The organism is Serratia sp. BIGb0163, from assembly GCF_024809935.1.
Lineage (GTDB): Bacteria > Pseudomonadota > Gammaproteobacteria > Enterobacterales > Enterobacteriaceae > Serratia > Serratia quinivorans.
The window spans coordinates 172776-187215 of the sequence record NZ_JANUDZ010000002.1 but is presented as its reverse complement, the minus strand read 5'-3'; the positions used below and the strand labels follow the sequence as shown (position 1 = coordinate 187215).

The following is a 14440-nucleotide window of genomic DNA, read 5'->3' as shown; positions in this document are numbered from 1 at the left end:
ACACAGGCAAAACAGTTTTCCGTTTAACCAATTTTTTACACTTGATTAACCATTACTCAAGCGGCTTGAGCCATATTTGTGCGCAATATCACTTAACATCGAACAGCCTAAGGTCAAAAATGCCGATCACCAGACTGGAAAACCCACGTATTTACAGACAGATAGCCGACCAATTGAAGCGGCTCATCGATAATAATGAATTTCCTCCGGGCAGCCGCCTGCCGTCCGAGCGGGATCTGGCCCAACAGCTACAGGTCAGCCGCGCCTCTGTGCGTGAGGCGCTGATCGCGCTCGAAGTGATTGGTCTGGTGGATGTTAAAGTCGGCAATGGGGTGATTGTCCGGGCACAGACGCCGACCATGGTTTCGCAGGAGCCGGTGATGGCGCAGGCCGGGCGCGGTCAGTGGGCAGAAATCGACGATGAGCTGAATATCGAGCTGGATTTTAACGCCGAGCTGCCGCCGTTCTCACTGCTGCAAACCCGCCTGTTGATCGAACCGGAAACCGCCGCGCTGGCCGCGCGCCACGCTACCGATCAGGAGCTGGCAGGCATCCGCGATGCCTACGAGCAAAACTGTCGCGATAACCGCGCGGGTTCGGCTACCCATCCCGGCGATCGGCTATTCCATATCCGTATCGCTCAGGCCAGCGGCAACCCGGCCTACGCGTTTGTCATCGGTCACCTGCTCGGCCATCGTTACGGCAGCATGTTCCGCGTATTGCAACGCAACTATACGCCGGACGATATGCCGCATCGTTCCGAACAGGAACACCGGGCTATTCTGGCGGCGATTGAAGCCCGTGACGTGCGCGGCGCACGCAAGGCGATGAAAGCCCATCTGGACCAAGTGATCGCCATTTTCACTCGCGCACAGTAGGCCGAATGGGCAGCATTGGAGCAGCGGAAATTTTTTTTTCAAACCGCTCTTTTTTCCACATGCAGCCAGGGCCGAGGCACATTACACTGACAGCCTATTACGCCGTGTCATGCCACGGCCCAGGCCTTTTCCCTGCTGCCTTTTAAAATGGATAACGACCGTTGAAGAACTCTTTCTCCGCTTCATTGCTGGCGCTGAGCCTGTGTGCCGCCCCGCTGGCCGCGCAGGCCGCCGCCCCGCAGCTGGCCTCGCAAATCGTCGACCAGTATGCCGAACATATTTTCTACAACAGCGGTGCCACCGGTATGGCGCTGGTGGTGATCGACGGTAACCAGGTGGTTAACCGCAGTTTTGGTGATACCAAACCCGGCAATAACCTGCGCCCGCGCCCGGACTCGCTGATCCGCATTGCCTCAATCACCAAACTGATGACCAGTGAAGTGATGGTCAAGATGGCGGCGGAAGGCCGGGTCAAGCTCAACGATCCGTTGCGCAAATATGCCCCCCAAGGTGCTTACGTGCCGGCCTATAACACACGCCAGCCGATCACTTTGCTGAACCTGGCAACCCACACCAGCGCCCTGCCGCGTGAACAACCGGGCAAGAAGCCGCCAAAAACGCCGGTCTTTACCTGGCCGACCAAGGCACAGCGCTGGCAGTGGCTGGAACATGCCAACGTCACGGTGCCACCGGGCGTGCGCGCCTCTTATTCCAACCTGGCGTACGACCTGCTGGCGGATGCACTGTCGCGGGCGGCGGGTAAACCTTACACCGCGCTGCTGAAGGAAAAAATCACCGCACCGCTCGGCATGGTCGACACCACTCTCACCCCAAGTGCCGAACAGTGCTCACGCCTGATGGTGGCTTCCGCCGGCCCGAGTGCCTGCCGTGACACCACAGCCGCGGCCGGTAGCGGCGGCGTTTACTCCACCCCGCGCGACATGCAGCGCTGGATGCAGCAATTCCTTACCTCCAACGTCTCTGGCTCACGTAAATCGACCGCCGCCAGCGAACAGACCATGTACTTCCAACGCAACGATCTGGTCTCGCTAAAAGGCATGGACGTGCCGGGTGAAGCCAGCGCATTAGGATTGGGCTGGGTGTATATGGCACCGAACGGCGAACTGCCGGGAATTATTCAAAAAACCGGCGGTGGCGGCGGCTTTATTACCTATATGGCGATGATCCCGCAGAAAAACGTCGGGGTATTTGTGGTGGTGACCCGCTCGGAACTGAGCAAGTTCACCAACATGAGCGATCCGGTGAACCGACTGGTGAGTGATTTGGCGGCGAATAAAAGTTGATGTTATCGGGCGCAGCGGTGAGCTGCGCCCATTAGGGTCAGGCCAGAGCCAGCCTTTCGTGCATTACCGGATGGAAGTTGCGCTTGAAGTAGATCAGGCCGTTACCGGCCGCACTGACCACGATCTGGCGGATCTGTACCAGATACACCTGATGGGTGCCGATGCTTTGGATCTGCTCGATCTCCCCTTCCAGGCTGGCCAGCGTGTTACGCAACACCGGTTGCCCCAGCGCGCCACTCTGCCAGTCATCCAGACGGAAACGCTCTTCCATACTGACCTCGGTCATTCCGGCAAAGTGGCGCGCCATCAGCTCCTGCTCATGATTCAACACGTTGACGCACAGCCGTTGATTGGCCTGGAAAACCGGGTTCATCGCGCTGTTGCGGTTAATGCACACCAGCAGCGTCGGCGGCGTATCGGTCACCGAGCACACCGCGGTGGCGGTAATACCGCAACGTCCTGCCGGGCCATCGGTGGTGACGATATTCACCGCGGCAGACAGGCTGGCCATGGCGTCGCGAAACAGCAGACGGTGTTCATTTTCCTGAGACATACAAACCTCCTCGCGGCTCACTTAAGCAGTTTATCCAACTGATTAATATCGTCATTATTATGCAGATGCGGCACTTTCCAACCGTGCTGGTCATAGTCGGACAGGCATTTGTCGACCATCTCCATCATCTTGCCCATGGTGCCGGATCCCTGCGCCTGACGCAGGCATTGCAGGCGGATCTCGTCCTGACTGCCGGCATAGTTGATTTCATACAGTTCGTGACGGCCACCGAACTCACTGCCGATCGCATCCCACATCAGTTTGAGGATCTTGATGCGCTCGACGTGATCCATCCCGTTGGATCCACGCACATAGCGGGACAGATATTTATCGATTTCCGGGTTATTCATGTCGCGCACGCTGGACGGCAGGTAAATCAGGCCGCTGGTGACGTTCTTTTCGATGATGTTCTTCACCTTGGCGTAGGCCATCGGCGCCATCACGCGATAAGTCTGCAGCGCGGCGGAATCCGGTAAATAGGCGCCGTTTTCCCACTTGGTGGCCTCGGCGCACATCGCGTCGGTCAGCGACCAGAACAGATTGCGCCAGGCCACCACTTCACCGAGATCGGCCTGAACGCCACGGAACTCCAGCACGCCGGTACAGGCCAGGCTCTTTTGCAGCAGCGCGGTAATAAAGTCCATCTTCACCGCCAGACGAACGCAGGCCTGCAGCGGGAACAGCCGGGCGAAGCCGCCCTCGGTGCTCCAGCGGCGGCAGCGATCGAAATCGCGGTAGATCAGCACGTTTTCCCATGGGATCAACACATGATCCATAATCAGGATCGCATCGTTCTCATCAAAACGGCTCGAAAGCGGATAATCGAATGGCGATCCGGTGGCACCGGCAACCAGTTCATAAGAGGCGCGAGAGATCAACTTCACCCCTTCGGCGTCCATCGGTGCGACAAACATCAGCGCAAAGTCCGGGTTGTCGCCCATCACCTGGGCCGAGCCGAAGCCGATAAAGTTGTAGTGGGTCAGCGCCGAGTTGGTTGCGACCACCTTGGCACCGCTGACGATAATGCCGGCGTCGGTTTCCTTTTCCACCTGAATAAATACGTCTTTCACTTCGTTGACCGGCTTGTGACGGTCGATCGGCGGGTTGACGATGGCGTGGTTAAAGTACAGACCGGTTTCCTGAATGCGTTTGTACCAGTGGCGCGCGTTATCAGCGAACTGGCCGTAAAACTCCGGGTTAGCACCCAACGCAGATCCGAAGGCCGCCTTGTAGTCCGGGGTGCGTCCCATCCAGCCGTAGCTCTGACGCGACCAGTCGGCGATGGCGTCACGCTGCTGGCGCAACTCATCCGGGCTGCGGGCGTAACGGAAGAATTTGTGGGTGTAGCCGCCGCTGCCGGTATCGGTGCCCCAGCACAGACGGTCCTGGCTAACCGGATCGTGCAACGCGTCGTACAACTGGCCGACCGAGGCCGCTGCGTTGCGGAATGCCGGATGAGTGGTAACGTCCTTCACCCGCTCGCCATAGATATAAATTTCGCGGCCGTCCTGCAAGCTCTTCAGGTATTCGTCACCGGTGAACGGGCGTTTGTTGTCAGCACGAAAGTCTTCAGGTTTCATTTAAGTCTTCCTCGTAATCGGCATTTTATGGGCCGTGGAGCCGGCCACTTGTTAAAATAATGTTTTCTTTTGGTTGCTTAATTGAAGCCTCCAACGCCAATTTCGAGAAGAGACTTTTGCGGCAATCGCCGGTACTTTTCAGGCAGCTTTGCCACTATCGCTGCAAACTGTGATCCAGCTTACGAAAGGGAGTGTTGTGCGGCGCGGTAGCTCGAAGGGGAACAGCCTTCCAGCCGATTGAAAAAACGGGCGAAATAAGCCGGATCCTTAAAACCCAGGCTATAAGCGGTTTCATGCACCGTGCAGGCACTGAACAGCAGCATACGTTTGGCTTCACGCAGCAGGCGATCGAATATCAGTCGTTTGGGGGGCTGATTGGCGAAACGCCGACACAGGTCATTGAGCCGTGACTCGGTGACCCCCAGCGCCTGGGCATAGTCCGGCACCGGCAGGTGATCGCGGAAGCGTTCATCCACCATCTTGTTGAAACGTTGGAATAATTTCAGCTCGCCGCGCACCCCACTGGCGGCAGAGTCCTCCAGCGACGCATTGCGTAACAGCAGGGTGAACACCGCCTGCGCCAGCAGCGCCAGCGTCTGTTCGCGACCGGCCAGGCGCTGGCTGAATTCGCGGCGGATCAGTGCCCAGTAATGGCTGAGCGCCGTCAGCTCTTGCGGCACATCTGCCATCGACAGGCAAATACCCGGCATGTCCAGCGCCAGGTTGCTGCCGGGGTACAGCCGTTCCAGCAGCGGCCAGATCAGCTCCTGACGTACCGTCAGTACGTGCCCGTCGCTGTCCGGCTCGGTGAAGAACGCATGCGGCACCGAGGGTGGCGTGAGGATAAACAGCGGTGCCTGCACCGAATAGTGCTGTGAGTCCAACTGCAGCTCAATCTTGCCGGTCTCCAGAAAGTGCACCTGGAAGTAACGGTCGTGCCAGTGCACCTGCATATCGCGACCAAAAAAGGCCGCCAGCCCGGCAAAGGTTTCGTAATGCACTTCATCGGTGGCATAACGCGCATCGTACTCTTTGCAGATATCGATATTGGCGATAAAACCGGTACTTTTCTGCATCTATTGACCTCATTCCTCCGGTAAGGGGCGCCACATGCCGCGCCCGTAACCTATCCCCATTATGGCGTGGCCCGCGGCCGCGAACCCTGCATCGGAATACGCCAGACGATCAGCGCACCCAGGATCAACAGCCCCGCAACGAAATACAGCCCGGAGTTAAAGCTGCCGGTCAGATCCTTAAACCAGCCAATCAATAGCGGGCTGACCGCCGAACCTATATTGCCGGTGGCGTTGATCACCGCGATCCCGATCGCCCGCGCCTCCAGGCTGATCGACTGATCCGGCGTGGTCCAGAAGATCGCCATAGCGGTGAACGATCCTACCGACGCCATAACTATCCCCAGCAGCTGGATCATGCTGTGATCGGTAGCCGAGGCCAGCAGCCAACCGGCGGCGGCAAACAGGTACGGCAGTGCGGTGTGATGTTTTCGCTCCTGTAACCTATCCGAGCGTTTGCTCCACCAGATCATCCCGGCGATAGTGCAGATCTGCGGGATCGCCGCCAGAATGCCGATCACAATGTTGCTGCTGCCCTGGTTGAAGCTCTGCAGGATCTGCGGCGTCCAGATGTTAATGGCGCTCAGGGTATTGGTCAGGCAGAAATAGGCCAGCGTGTACATCAGCACAATCGGCGTGAAGATTTCCCGCCACAGGTTACGCTGCTGCATCGCCCGGTGGCTGCCTGGCCCATTGGGCTGCACCAGTTGCAGTTTGTCGGCGTCCATCATGGCTTTCAGACTGGTTTTTTCTTCGTCGGTCAGCCATTTGGCCTTGGCTGGGGTATCGTCCAGATAGAACCACACCACCACGCCCAACAGCACCGAAGGAATGCCCTCTATCAGGAACAGCCATTGCCAGCCCTTGAGGTTCATCAATCCGTCCAGCGCCAGAATATAGCCGGACACCAGCGAGCCAATCGCCATGGTCACCGGCATGGCGATCATAAACAGCGCGTTGGCCCTGGCGCGGTAAAACGCCGGGAACCAGTAGGTGAGATACACCAGAATACCCGGCAGGAAACCGGCCTCGGTGATACCGACGATCATCCGCAGCACATACAGACTGGTTGGCCCGGTGGCGAACAGGGTGCAGGTGGAGGCGATGCCCCACAGCACCATGATGGTGGCGATCCAGCGCCGCGCCCCGACAATCCCCAGCATGATATTGCTCGGGATACCGAAAATCACGTAGGTGACGTAGAACAGGGTCGCTGCCAGACCGAACATGGTCGAACTGAGACCGAGATCCTTGCCCATCGTTAGCCCGGCGAAACCGATGTTGATGCGGTCGAGGAAAGAGAAAACAAACAGTACAAACAGGAAAATAATCAGTCGCCGAAATAACTTTTTAATCACCGATTGTTCGGTGGCGGTTAACGCTTTATGTTGCTGCGCCGGGTTGACCGGCGGCAGCGAATCGACGTTGCTCATGGTGTCTCCAGTAAGATTGCGTCCTGCAACCTAATAAACGCCCGGGGATTGCTCGGGAGGCTGTTGCTGCTTAAAGCGACCGGCCAGGGACTCCGCCGCCCGCGCCAACAGGGTGGTATCCACCCCTACCGCGACAAACAGCGCGCCGGACGCCAGGTAATGCTGCGCCAGCTCAGGATTGGCGGTCAGAATGCCCGGCGCCTTGCCGGCAGCGCTGATGCGCGCAATGGCATCGTCGATGGTGCGTTGCACCTCCGGTTGTTGCGGATTACCGGCATACCCCATGTCGGCACTGAGATCCGCCGGGCCGATAAACACCCCGTCGACGCCTTCTACCTGCAGGATCTCATCCAGGTTTTTCACCGCCTCGCGGGTTTCGATCTGCACCAATACGCACATCTGCGCATCGGCCTGTTGCAGATAATCCGGTACCCTATTCCAGCGCGACGCACGCGCCAATGCACTGCCGACTCCGCGTATCCCATGCGGCGGATAACGGGTGGCACGCACCGCTTCACGCGCCTGCCCGGCGTTTTGAATCATTGGGATCAGCAGCGTCTGGGCACCGACGTCCAACAGTTGCTTAATCATCACCGCGTCGTTCCACGCCGGGCGTACCACCGGTTGGCTCGGATAAGGCGCAATCGCCTGCAACTGGCCCAGCACCGTTTGGACATTGTTGGGCGCATGCTCGCCGTCGATCAGCAGCCAGTCAAAGCCGGAGCCTGCCAACAGTTCTGCACTGTAGCTACTGCATAGCCCCAGCCACAGGCCGATCTGCGGGCGTTTTTCCTGCAGCGCCTGCTTGAAAGCGTTGGTTAACATGATGTTCTCCTTGGTGTTTTCCCCTCACCCCGGCCCTCTCCCAAAGGAGAGGGAGTAAACCGGCTCGATCGATCCCCTCTCTCAATGGAAAGGGAGTAAACTGCCTCGATCCCACTCGATCTATCCCCTCTCCCTCTGGGAGAGGGAGTAAACCGGCTCGATTGATCCCCTCTCCCAATGGAAAGGGAGTAAACCGCCTCGATCCCACTCGATCTATCCCCTCTCCCTCTGGGAGAGGGCTAGGGTGAGGGGGGAAATCAAACAAAACGGCAGCTAATGCAGCCCATCGGGCCGTAATCGGCATGGAAGGTATCGCCACGTCGCGCGGCTACCGGCCGGGTAAAGGAGCCGCCGAGGATCACCTGCCCAGCTTCCAGCTCCACGTCATACGGGAACAGCTTATTGGCCAACCAGGCCACACCGTTGGCCGGATGGTTCAACACCGCCGCCGCCACGCCGGATTCTTCGATCACGCCGTTGCGGTACAGCAGCGCACTGATCCAGCGCAGATCCAGCGCATCCGGTTTGATCGGCCGCCCGCCCATCACCACGCCGGCATTAGCAGCGTTATCGGAGATAGTGTCGAACACCTTGCGCGGGCGCTGCGTTTCCGGATCGACGTTATGGCTGCGCGCATCGATGATTTCCAGAGCCGGGATGATGTAATCGGTAGCGTTGTAAACGTCGAACAGCGTGCAGTTCGGTCCGCGCAGCGGTTTGGCCAGCACAAATGCCAGTTCAACCTCGACGCGCGGCACGATAAAGCGATCGATCGGAATATCACTGCCGTCGTTGAAAAACATGTCGTCCAGCAGCGCGCCAAAGTCCGGCTCAGTGATTTGCGAACTGACCTGCATGGCGCGTGACGTCAGGCCGATTTTATGGCCCTTCAGCGTGCGGCCCTCGGCGATTTTCAGCGCTACCCACTGCCGCTGAATGGCGTAAGCGTCTTCGATAGTGATCTCGGGATGATCCAGCGACAGCGCGCGGATCTGCTCGCGGTTCTGCTCCGCCTGATGCAAACGCTGCACGGCACGGCTCACCAGCTCTTTATTCAACATGGACGGCCCCTTACTCTTTACGAAATAGCGCGTGGACATTGTTTTGCTTGTAGTTCAGCACCGGATCCAACTCTTCCATGGTGAACGACAGCGCCAGATAGCGGCTGGCCATCAGCGCGGCGAAGTGCTCGGTGATCAGGCTGAACAGCATCGCCCCGACCTGTTCACGGCTTTCCAGACTGCGCCCGTGGCCGATCTTCAACGTCATATGCACAAAAGCGTAGTCCCGCTGGCCGTCGGCCATCTGCCAGGTATCGAGCCAGATGGCACGGCTGCGCACCCCGGCCAGTGGGAAAATACCGGTGTCCGCCAGTGCCTGATTGACCCTGGCGAACAGCGCGGGCAAATCCGCCTCGTGGCGGATGTTGTCGGTACATTCAGCGTAAAAATGGGGCATGGAGACTCCTCAGGCTTCGGCCGGCAGCGGGAAGATGGCGTTGACTTGCCCGGTGCCGGAACTGGCAAACAGCGGGGTAACAAACTCCACCTTGCCGTCATATTTGTCCCAGCCCAGCAGGCCGAGCAGCATCACGGTGTCATGCATGTTGCCCTCGCCGTAGCAGTAGTCGGCGTACTCCGGCAGCATTTCGCAAAACTCGCGAAAGCGCCCTTCTTCCCACAGCTTGACCACCCGTTCGTCCATCTGCTGGTCAAACTGGCGGGTGTAGCTGTTCATACCTTCTTCGGCACGCTGGTCGTCGATGAAACGGTGTGAAAGCGAACCGCTGGCCAATACCGCCACCGTCCCGTCGTATTTCTCAATCGCGGTTTTGATCGCCTCACCTAACCGACGACTGTCGGCAAAGTCATGCACGGTGCAAAACGCCGAAATCGAGATCACTTTGAAATGTTTGTCGCTATTCATGTAGCGCATCGGCACCAGCGTGCCGTACTCCAGCTTCAGGCTTGGGATCTCATGCGCTTTGGCGCGTACCCCGAGTTTGCAGGCTTCAGCGGCAATCAACTGACCCAGTGCCGGGTTGCCTTCGTATTCGTAGGTCATGTCGCGGATGAAGTGCGGCAGTTCGTTGCTGGTATACAGCCCTTCGAAATGCGGGCTGCAGTTGATGTGATAGGCGCTGTTCACCAGCCAGTGGGTGTCGAACACAATAATGGTGTCGACGCCCATTTCACGGCAGCGCGCGCTGATCTCTTTATGACCGTCGATCGCCGCCTGGCGGCAACCATGGTTTTTTCCAGGCATTTCCGACAGATACATTGACGGCACATGAGTGATCTTTGCTGCTAAAGCCAATTTGCCCATATAACCCTCCTAGACGCCCCAACGTGGGATCGGGTGATCCCCCATGGAAATACACACGTTCTTCATCTCGGCGAACACTTCGAAACTGTATTCCCCGCCTTCACGGCCGGTGCCGGACGATTTCACGCCGCCAAATGGCTGACGCAGATCGCGTACGTTTTGGGTGTTGACGAAAACCATGCCCGCTTCAATATTGCGAGCCAGACGCAGCACCTTGCTCACATCCTGCGTCCAGATATACGACGCCAGGCCGTACTCCACGTCGTTGGCCATACGCAGGCCATCTTCTTCTGATTTGAACGGCAGCAGGCAGGCCACTGGCCCAAAAATCTCCTCCTGCGCAATGCGCATCCGGTTGTCGACATCCGCCAGCACCGTCGGGCGCAGGAAGTTGCCGTGGCTCAGACCGGCCGGTTTATCCGGGCCGCCGGCCAACAGAGTGGCCCCTTCTTCCAGCCCCAGGCGGATATAGCCGGAGACTTTTTCCCAGTGCTGTGGGCTGATCAACGCCCCGACCTGGGTGTTGGGGTCTTGTGGATCCCCCACCCGCAGGCGGTTGGCGCGCTCGGCGAAGCGTTTGACGAATTCCGGGTAGATGCTCTCCTGAATAAAGATGCGCGACCCGGCGGTGCAGCGTTCACCGTTGATCGAGAAAATGGTGAACAACGCGGCATCCAGCGCACGTTCAATGTCGGCATCCTCAAAAATCAGCACCGGCGATTTGCCGCCCAACTCCATGGAAAACTTCTTCAACCCGGCGCTTTCAATAATCCGGCGACCGGTAGCGGTGCCGCCAGTGAAGGACACGGCGCGCACGTCTTTATGGCGCACCAGAGCATCGCCGGCGGTAGCGCCGTAACCTTGCACCACGTTGAGCACCCCGGCCGGAATGCCGGCTTCCAGCGCCAGTTCACCCAGACGATCGGCCGTCAACGGCGACAGCTCGGACATTTTCAGCACCGCGGTGTTGCCCAGCGCCAGGCAGGGCGCGGTTTTCCAGGTCGCGGTCATGAAAGGCACGTTCCACGGCGACACCAGCGCACACACCCCGACCGGCTGGATCAGCGTGTAGTTGAGCATCTTGTCGTCCACCGGGTAGGTGCGGCCATTCATCTGCTGACAGATCTCGGCGAAGAACTCAAAGTTGTGCGAGGCACGCGGGATCAGCACGTTTTTGGTTTGGTGGATTGGCAGGCCGGTATCGGCGGTTTCCATCTCGGCGATCTGCGGCACGTTCTCGTCGATCAGTTCGCCCAGGCGACGCATCAGGCGCGCACGCTCTTTCATTGGCGTATTGGCCCATTTCGGGAAGGCGGCCTTGGCGGCGGCCACCGCCTGATCGATCTCCAGCTGTCCGCCGGACGCCACTTCCGCCAGCACCTCGCCGTTGGCCGGGTTGGTGGTGGTGAAGTACTCTTTGCTGGCTACGTTTTTACCGTTAATCCAATGGTTGATGGTTTTCATCGCAGGCTTTCCTCGTAATCTTTTTCACTGATGATGTGGTTAACCAGACGGCCAATGCCCTCGATCTCCACCACCACTTCGTCCCCCGGCTGCACGTCGGCCAACCCTTTCGGCGTGCCGGTGGCGATCATGTCGCCCGGCTGCAGCGTCATAAATTCGCTCAGGTAACTGATCAAATAGGGGATATCAAAAATCATGTCGCCGGTGCTGCCGCGCTGGCGCAGCTCACCGTTGACGTAAGTGCTGAGCGCCAGACGGTGCGGATCGGCGATATCATCGCGATCGACGATGTACGGCCCAATCGGCGTCAGGGTGTCGCGGCTTTTCACCCGCAGGTTCGGACGGTAATAATTTTCCAGATAGTCGCGGATGGCGTAGTCGTTACACAGGGTGTAACCCGCTACATAGTCCATGGCGTTCTCACGGCTGACGTTGCGTGCCGTTTTGCCGATCACCGCCACCAGCTCGGCTTCGTAGTGCATATACTCGACGTCGGCCGGGCGCACCGACACCTGACGGTGGCCGGTCAGGGTGTTGGGGGCCTTCAGGAACACCAGCGGTTCTTCCGGCGCCTTGAATTCCAGTTCGCTGGCATGGTCGGCATAGTTCAGGCCCAGGGCAAATACCGTGCCCTGCGCCGGTGGCAGCCATTCGACGTCCAGTTCATTGAGCACGCTGCCGTCCGGCAGGGTGACACGCAGTTGCTGATCAACGCTGACGTTAAAGATTTGGCCGTGATGGCGAATACGGGCGTGTTTCATGATGCTCCTCCTGCCTGCGTCACGCGGTTGGTCAGGGTCGGCAGACCGGCGGCGCGTACCGTCACTTCATCCCCCGGTTTAATCTCCACCCGCTGGTGCGGCGTTCCGATCAGCACCGCGTCGCCCGGCTGCAGGGTAATAAAATCGCTGATGGCGGCGATCAGTTCCGGCACTGAACGCACCAGATCGGCCGTCGACCAACGGTCCTGCTCCACACCGTTGATTTCGGTGATAATTTCCAGCTTGTCGCTGGTTGCCAATTGACCGATGTCCCCCAAAGGACAGAAGCCATCGCGGCATTTCGCTTTGATCGCCGGGCGGTAAAAACTGCTTTCCGGCAGGCTGACATCATTGGCCAACGCATAGCCGGCCAGATAATCGGCCACCCGTTCGGCAGGAACCTTGCGCGCGGTGTTGCCAATCACCACCGCCAGCGTGGCGCCGCTTTGTACTTGCTCACCGGCAGGAAACGGGATCGCCCCGCCGTTGGCGAGGTGGGTATTACGGGGTTTGATAAACCACACCGGGGTCTTCGGCGGGGTTTTATAAGGTGGCTGATGAAACGCCTGATCCCAGGCGTCCATCTGGCTGCGGTGGTTCAACGCGACGGAAAAAACGGTGCCTTTCATGCAAACTCCTTTCAATGACAGAACATGACAACCGGCATTCATTAATATGTTAATGATTACTTTTATACGCTGTTCAGCTTTTACGCAACGCGGGAGGATTGATTTGTGATCGTGATAACAAAATATTCACAAGCAGTGAACATTAGCGTGATTATTCAACGTATTAATCATTTTCAGGCGATTTTTCCACCCACAGGTGCATTTTCGCTTTATCCGGCAAGGTAAACCTGGCTACTATTAAGTTATTAATAAATCCAGACTGCACCGGGCATTACCTGTGTGCGGTACCGGAATAACGAACACCTTGATAGCTAAGGCCAAATCTATGCATGAATCCTTAACCATTGCCCTGCTACAGGCGCGTGAAACCGCCATGGGGTTTTTCCGCCCGATCCTGAAAAGCCATAATCTGACCGAGCAGCAGTGGCGCATCATTCGCGTGTTGGCCAACAGCCGTTCAATTGAGTTCCACGAGTTGGCGGCAGAAACCTGCATTCTGCGCCCCAGCCTGACCGGCATTTTGTCGCGCATGGAGCGCGACAAGCTGATCTTCCGTCTGAAACCGGTTAACGATCAGCGCAAGCTGTATGTATCGCTGACCCAGCAGGGCCAGGAGCTGTATGAAGTGGCGCGCCATCAGGTGGAACAGGGCTACGCGGAGATTGAAGCCGCCTTTTCGCAGCAGAAGATGGGCCAACTGATGACGCTGCTGGACGAACTGATCCGGCTTGGCGACCAACTGCCCGCCAACGTGACCGCCCATCCGACAAAAAAGCCGTAGGGGCGCGACCTGCTGCGCCCGTATAAATCGGGACGAACCTGTTCGTCCCTTACGGATGAGCCTCGGGGAGTAATGCGCCGCCGTCCACCACCAGCGTTTGGCCGGTGATATAGGCCGCCGCCGGAGAGGCGAGAAACACCATCGCCGCCGCGATGTCTTCCGGCTCCCCCAGCCGCCCTAGCGGTACCGCTGCGGCAATCGCCTGATTGACCGCCGCGCCCCCCAGATTGGCCATTGCCGGCGTGCGGATCATCCCCGGCTCCACGCCATTGACCCGAATGTCCGCCGCCGCCAGCTCCAGCGCCGCCGCCCGAATAAAACCGTTCACCCCGGCTTTGGAGGCGGCATAGTGCGCCAGCCCCGGATAAGCCACCCGTGGCCCGGTCACCGACGAGGTCACCAGAATGCTGCCGCCGCCCTGGCGCTGCATCCACGGCAACGCCGCCTGTGCCAGAAAAAACGGGGCCATCAGATTGACGCTCAACGTGCGTTGCAACAGCACCACGTCAATCTCGGCAAAAGGGGTCAACGGGAAGTAGGCCGCGTTGTGAATCACCACATCCAGCCGCTGATGCTGCTGCCCCACCGCCGCCACCCGTTCGGCTATTTGCCCAGGGTCGGCCAGATCACAGGCCATCGCCTGCACCCGCCAGCCCTGCTGCTGCAGCGTCTCGGCGGCATCCTGAGCCTTTTGCAGTTGCAGATCCGCCATCACCACCGTCGCCCCCAGCCGGGCAAAGGCGCTGACAATCGCCAGCCCAATGCCCTGCGCGCCGCCGGTCACCAGCACCACCTGACCGCTAAAGGCATCGGCCGCATAAGTTGTCTTCATCG

General features: G+C 58.7%; 15 protein-coding genes. 3 read left to right on the top strand and 12 right to left on the bottom strand.

Features of this window, described 5'->3' with window-relative positions; all coding sequences use genetic code 11:
- The first annotated feature begins 119 nt into the window (after positions 1–119).
- The gene (locus M2406_RS11815) at positions 120–878 is read left to right on the top strand and encodes a FadR/GntR family transcriptional regulator (RefSeq protein WP_012005090.1); all 759 of its coding nucleotides are present in this window, start codon (positions 120–122) and stop codon (positions 876–878) included.
- Between the two features lie 161 nt (positions 879–1039).
- Positions 1040–2182 (top strand): D-alanyl-D-alanine-carboxypeptidase/endopeptidase AmpH, encoded by a 1143-nt coding sequence (gene ampH / locus M2406_RS11810; protein WP_012005089.1) that lies wholly within the window; start codon positions 1040–1042, stop codon positions 2180–2182.
- Between the two features lie 37 nt (positions 2183–2219).
- On the opposite strand, the gene hpaC is transcribed toward ampH, so the two are convergent.
- The 11 genes from hpaC to M2406_RS11755 all read right to left on the bottom strand — a co-directional run bounded on the left by hpaC (position 2220) and on the right by M2406_RS11755 (position 12825).
- The gene (hpaC, locus tag M2406_RS11805; RefSeq protein WP_017891532.1) at positions 2220–2735 is read right to left on the bottom strand and encodes a 4-hydroxyphenylacetate 3-monooxygenase, reductase component; all 516 of its coding nucleotides are present in this window, start codon (positions 2733–2735) and stop codon (positions 2220–2222) included.
- Between the two features lie 17 nt (positions 2736–2752).
- Positions 2753–4315: a 4-hydroxyphenylacetate 3-monooxygenase, oxygenase component gene (gene hpaB / locus M2406_RS11800; protein ID WP_012005087.1), complete on the bottom strand. Its 1563-nt coding sequence runs from the start codon at positions 4313–4315 to the stop codon at positions 2753–2755.
- 179 nt (positions 4316–4494) lie between these two features.
- On the bottom strand, positions 4495–5391 hold the full coding sequence (hpaA, locus tag M2406_RS11795) for a 4-hydroxyphenylacetate catabolism regulatory protein HpaA (RefSeq protein ID WP_017891531.1): 897 nt from the start codon (positions 5389–5391) through the stop codon (positions 4495–4497).
- Positions 5392–5450: 59 nt separating this feature from the next.
- On the bottom strand, positions 5451–6821 hold the full coding sequence (hpaX, locus tag M2406_RS11790; protein WP_017891530.1) for a 4-hydroxyphenylacetate permease: 1371 nt from the start codon (positions 6819–6821) through the stop codon (positions 5451–5453).
- Positions 6822–6851: 30 nt separating this feature from the next.
- Entirely contained in the window at positions 6852–7646 is a 795-nt protein-coding gene (gene hpaI / locus M2406_RS11785; RefSeq protein WP_135344694.1) for a 4-hydroxy-2-oxoheptanedioate aldolase, read from the bottom strand.
- A gap of 257 nt (positions 7647–7903) precedes the next feature.
- On the bottom strand, positions 7904–8707 hold the full coding sequence (gene hpaH / locus M2406_RS11780; protein ID WP_012005083.1) for a 2-oxo-hept-4-ene-1,7-dioate hydratase: 804 nt from the start codon (positions 8705–8707) through the stop codon (positions 7904–7906).
- Between the two features lie 10 nt (positions 8708–8717).
- Entirely contained in the window at positions 8718–9104 is a 387-nt protein-coding gene (locus M2406_RS11775) for a 5-carboxymethyl-2-hydroxymuconate Delta-isomerase (RefSeq protein WP_012005082.1), read from the bottom strand.
- A 9-nt stretch (positions 9105–9113) separates the two neighbouring features.
- The gene (gene hpaD / locus M2406_RS11770) at positions 9114–9971 is read right to left on the bottom strand and encodes a 3,4-dihydroxyphenylacetate 2,3-dioxygenase (protein WP_112363117.1); all 858 of its coding nucleotides are present in this window, start codon (positions 9969–9971) and stop codon (positions 9114–9116) included.
- Positions 9972–9980: 9 nt separating this feature from the next.
- Positions 9981–11435 carry a 5-carboxymethyl-2-hydroxymuconate semialdehyde dehydrogenase gene (gene hpaE, locus M2406_RS11765; RefSeq protein WP_012005080.1) on the bottom strand — a complete coding sequence of 485 codons (1455 nt, stop codon included), beginning with the start codon at positions 11433–11435 and terminating at the stop codon, positions 9981–9983.
- Positions 11432–12196, bottom strand: a complete 765-nt coding sequence (locus M2406_RS11760; protein WP_012005079.1) for a fumarylacetoacetate hydrolase family protein — start codon at positions 12194–12196, stop codon at positions 11432–11434. The genes hpaE and M2406_RS11760 overlap by 4 nt, the downstream gene beginning before the upstream one ends.
- Positions 12193–12825, bottom strand: coding sequence for a fumarylacetoacetate hydrolase family protein (locus M2406_RS11755; RefSeq protein WP_259190149.1), 633 nt, complete (start codon positions 12823–12825; stop codon positions 12193–12195). Before M2406_RS11755 ends, M2406_RS11760 begins: the two co-directional genes overlap by 4 nt.
- 325 nt (positions 12826–13150) lie before the next feature.
- Here M2406_RS11755 and hpaR point away from each other — a divergent pair, with 325 nt between their 5' ends.
- The gene (hpaR, locus tag M2406_RS11750) at positions 13151–13606 is read left to right on the top strand and encodes a homoprotocatechuate degradation operon regulator HpaR (protein ID WP_012005077.1); all 456 of its coding nucleotides are present in this window, start codon (positions 13151–13153) and stop codon (positions 13604–13606) included.
- A 49-nt stretch (positions 13607–13655) separates the two neighbouring features.
- Here hpaR and M2406_RS11745 read toward each other — a convergent pair whose 3' ends face one another.
- Entirely contained in the window at positions 13656–14438 is a 783-nt protein-coding gene (locus M2406_RS11745; RefSeq protein WP_259190146.1) for an SDR family oxidoreductase, read from the bottom strand.
- Positions 14439–14440: the final 2 nt, after the last annotated feature.

Coding starts and splice junctions, on each gene's coding strand:
- hpaE (WP_012005080.1), bottom strand. CDS start 11,435: ATGAAAACCATCAACCATTGGATTAACGGTAAAAACGTAGCCAGCAAA.
- hpaH (WP_012005083.1), bottom strand. CDS start 8,707: ATGTTGAATAAAGAGCTGGTGAGCCGTGCCGTGCAGCGTTTGCATCAG.
- M2406_RS11815 (WP_012005090.1), top strand. CDS start 120: ATGCCGATCACCAGACTGGAAAACCCACGTATTTACAGACAGATAGCC.
- hpaA (WP_017891531.1), bottom strand. CDS start 5,391: ATGCAGAAAAGTACCGGTTTTATCGCCAATATCGATATCTGCAAAGAG.
- M2406_RS11760 (WP_012005079.1), bottom strand. CDS start 12,196: ATGAAACACGCCCGTATTCGCCATCACGGCCAAATCTTTAACGTCAGC.
- M2406_RS11775 (WP_012005082.1), bottom strand. CDS start 9,104: ATGCCCCATTTTTACGCTGAATGTACCGACAACATCCGCCACGAGGCG.
- hpaC (WP_017891532.1), bottom strand. CDS start 2,735: ATGTCTCAGGAAAATGAACACCGTCTGCTGTTTCGCGACGCCATGGCC.
- M2406_RS11745 (WP_259190146.1), bottom strand. CDS start 14,438: ATGAAGACAACTTATGCGGCCGATGCCTTTAGCGGTCAGGTGGTGCTG.
- hpaD (WP_112363117.1), bottom strand. CDS start 9,971: ATGGGCAAATTGGCTTTAGCAGCAAAGATCACTCATGTGCCGTCAATG.
- M2406_RS11755 (WP_259190149.1), bottom strand. CDS start 12,825: ATGAAAGGCACCGTTTTTTCCGTCGCGTTGAACCACCGCAGCCAGATG.
- hpaI (WP_135344694.1), bottom strand. CDS start 7,646: ATGTTAACCAACGCTTTCAAGCAGGCGCTGCAGGAAAAACGCCCGCAG.
- hpaR (WP_012005077.1), top strand. CDS start 13,151: ATGCATGAATCCTTAACCATTGCCCTGCTACAGGCGCGTGAAACCGCC.
- hpaX (WP_017891530.1), bottom strand. CDS start 6,821: ATGAGCAACGTCGATTCGCTGCCGCCGGTCAACCCGGCGCAGCAACAT.
- hpaB (WP_012005087.1), bottom strand. CDS start 4,315: ATGAAACCTGAAGACTTTCGTGCTGACAACAAACGCCCGTTCACCGGT.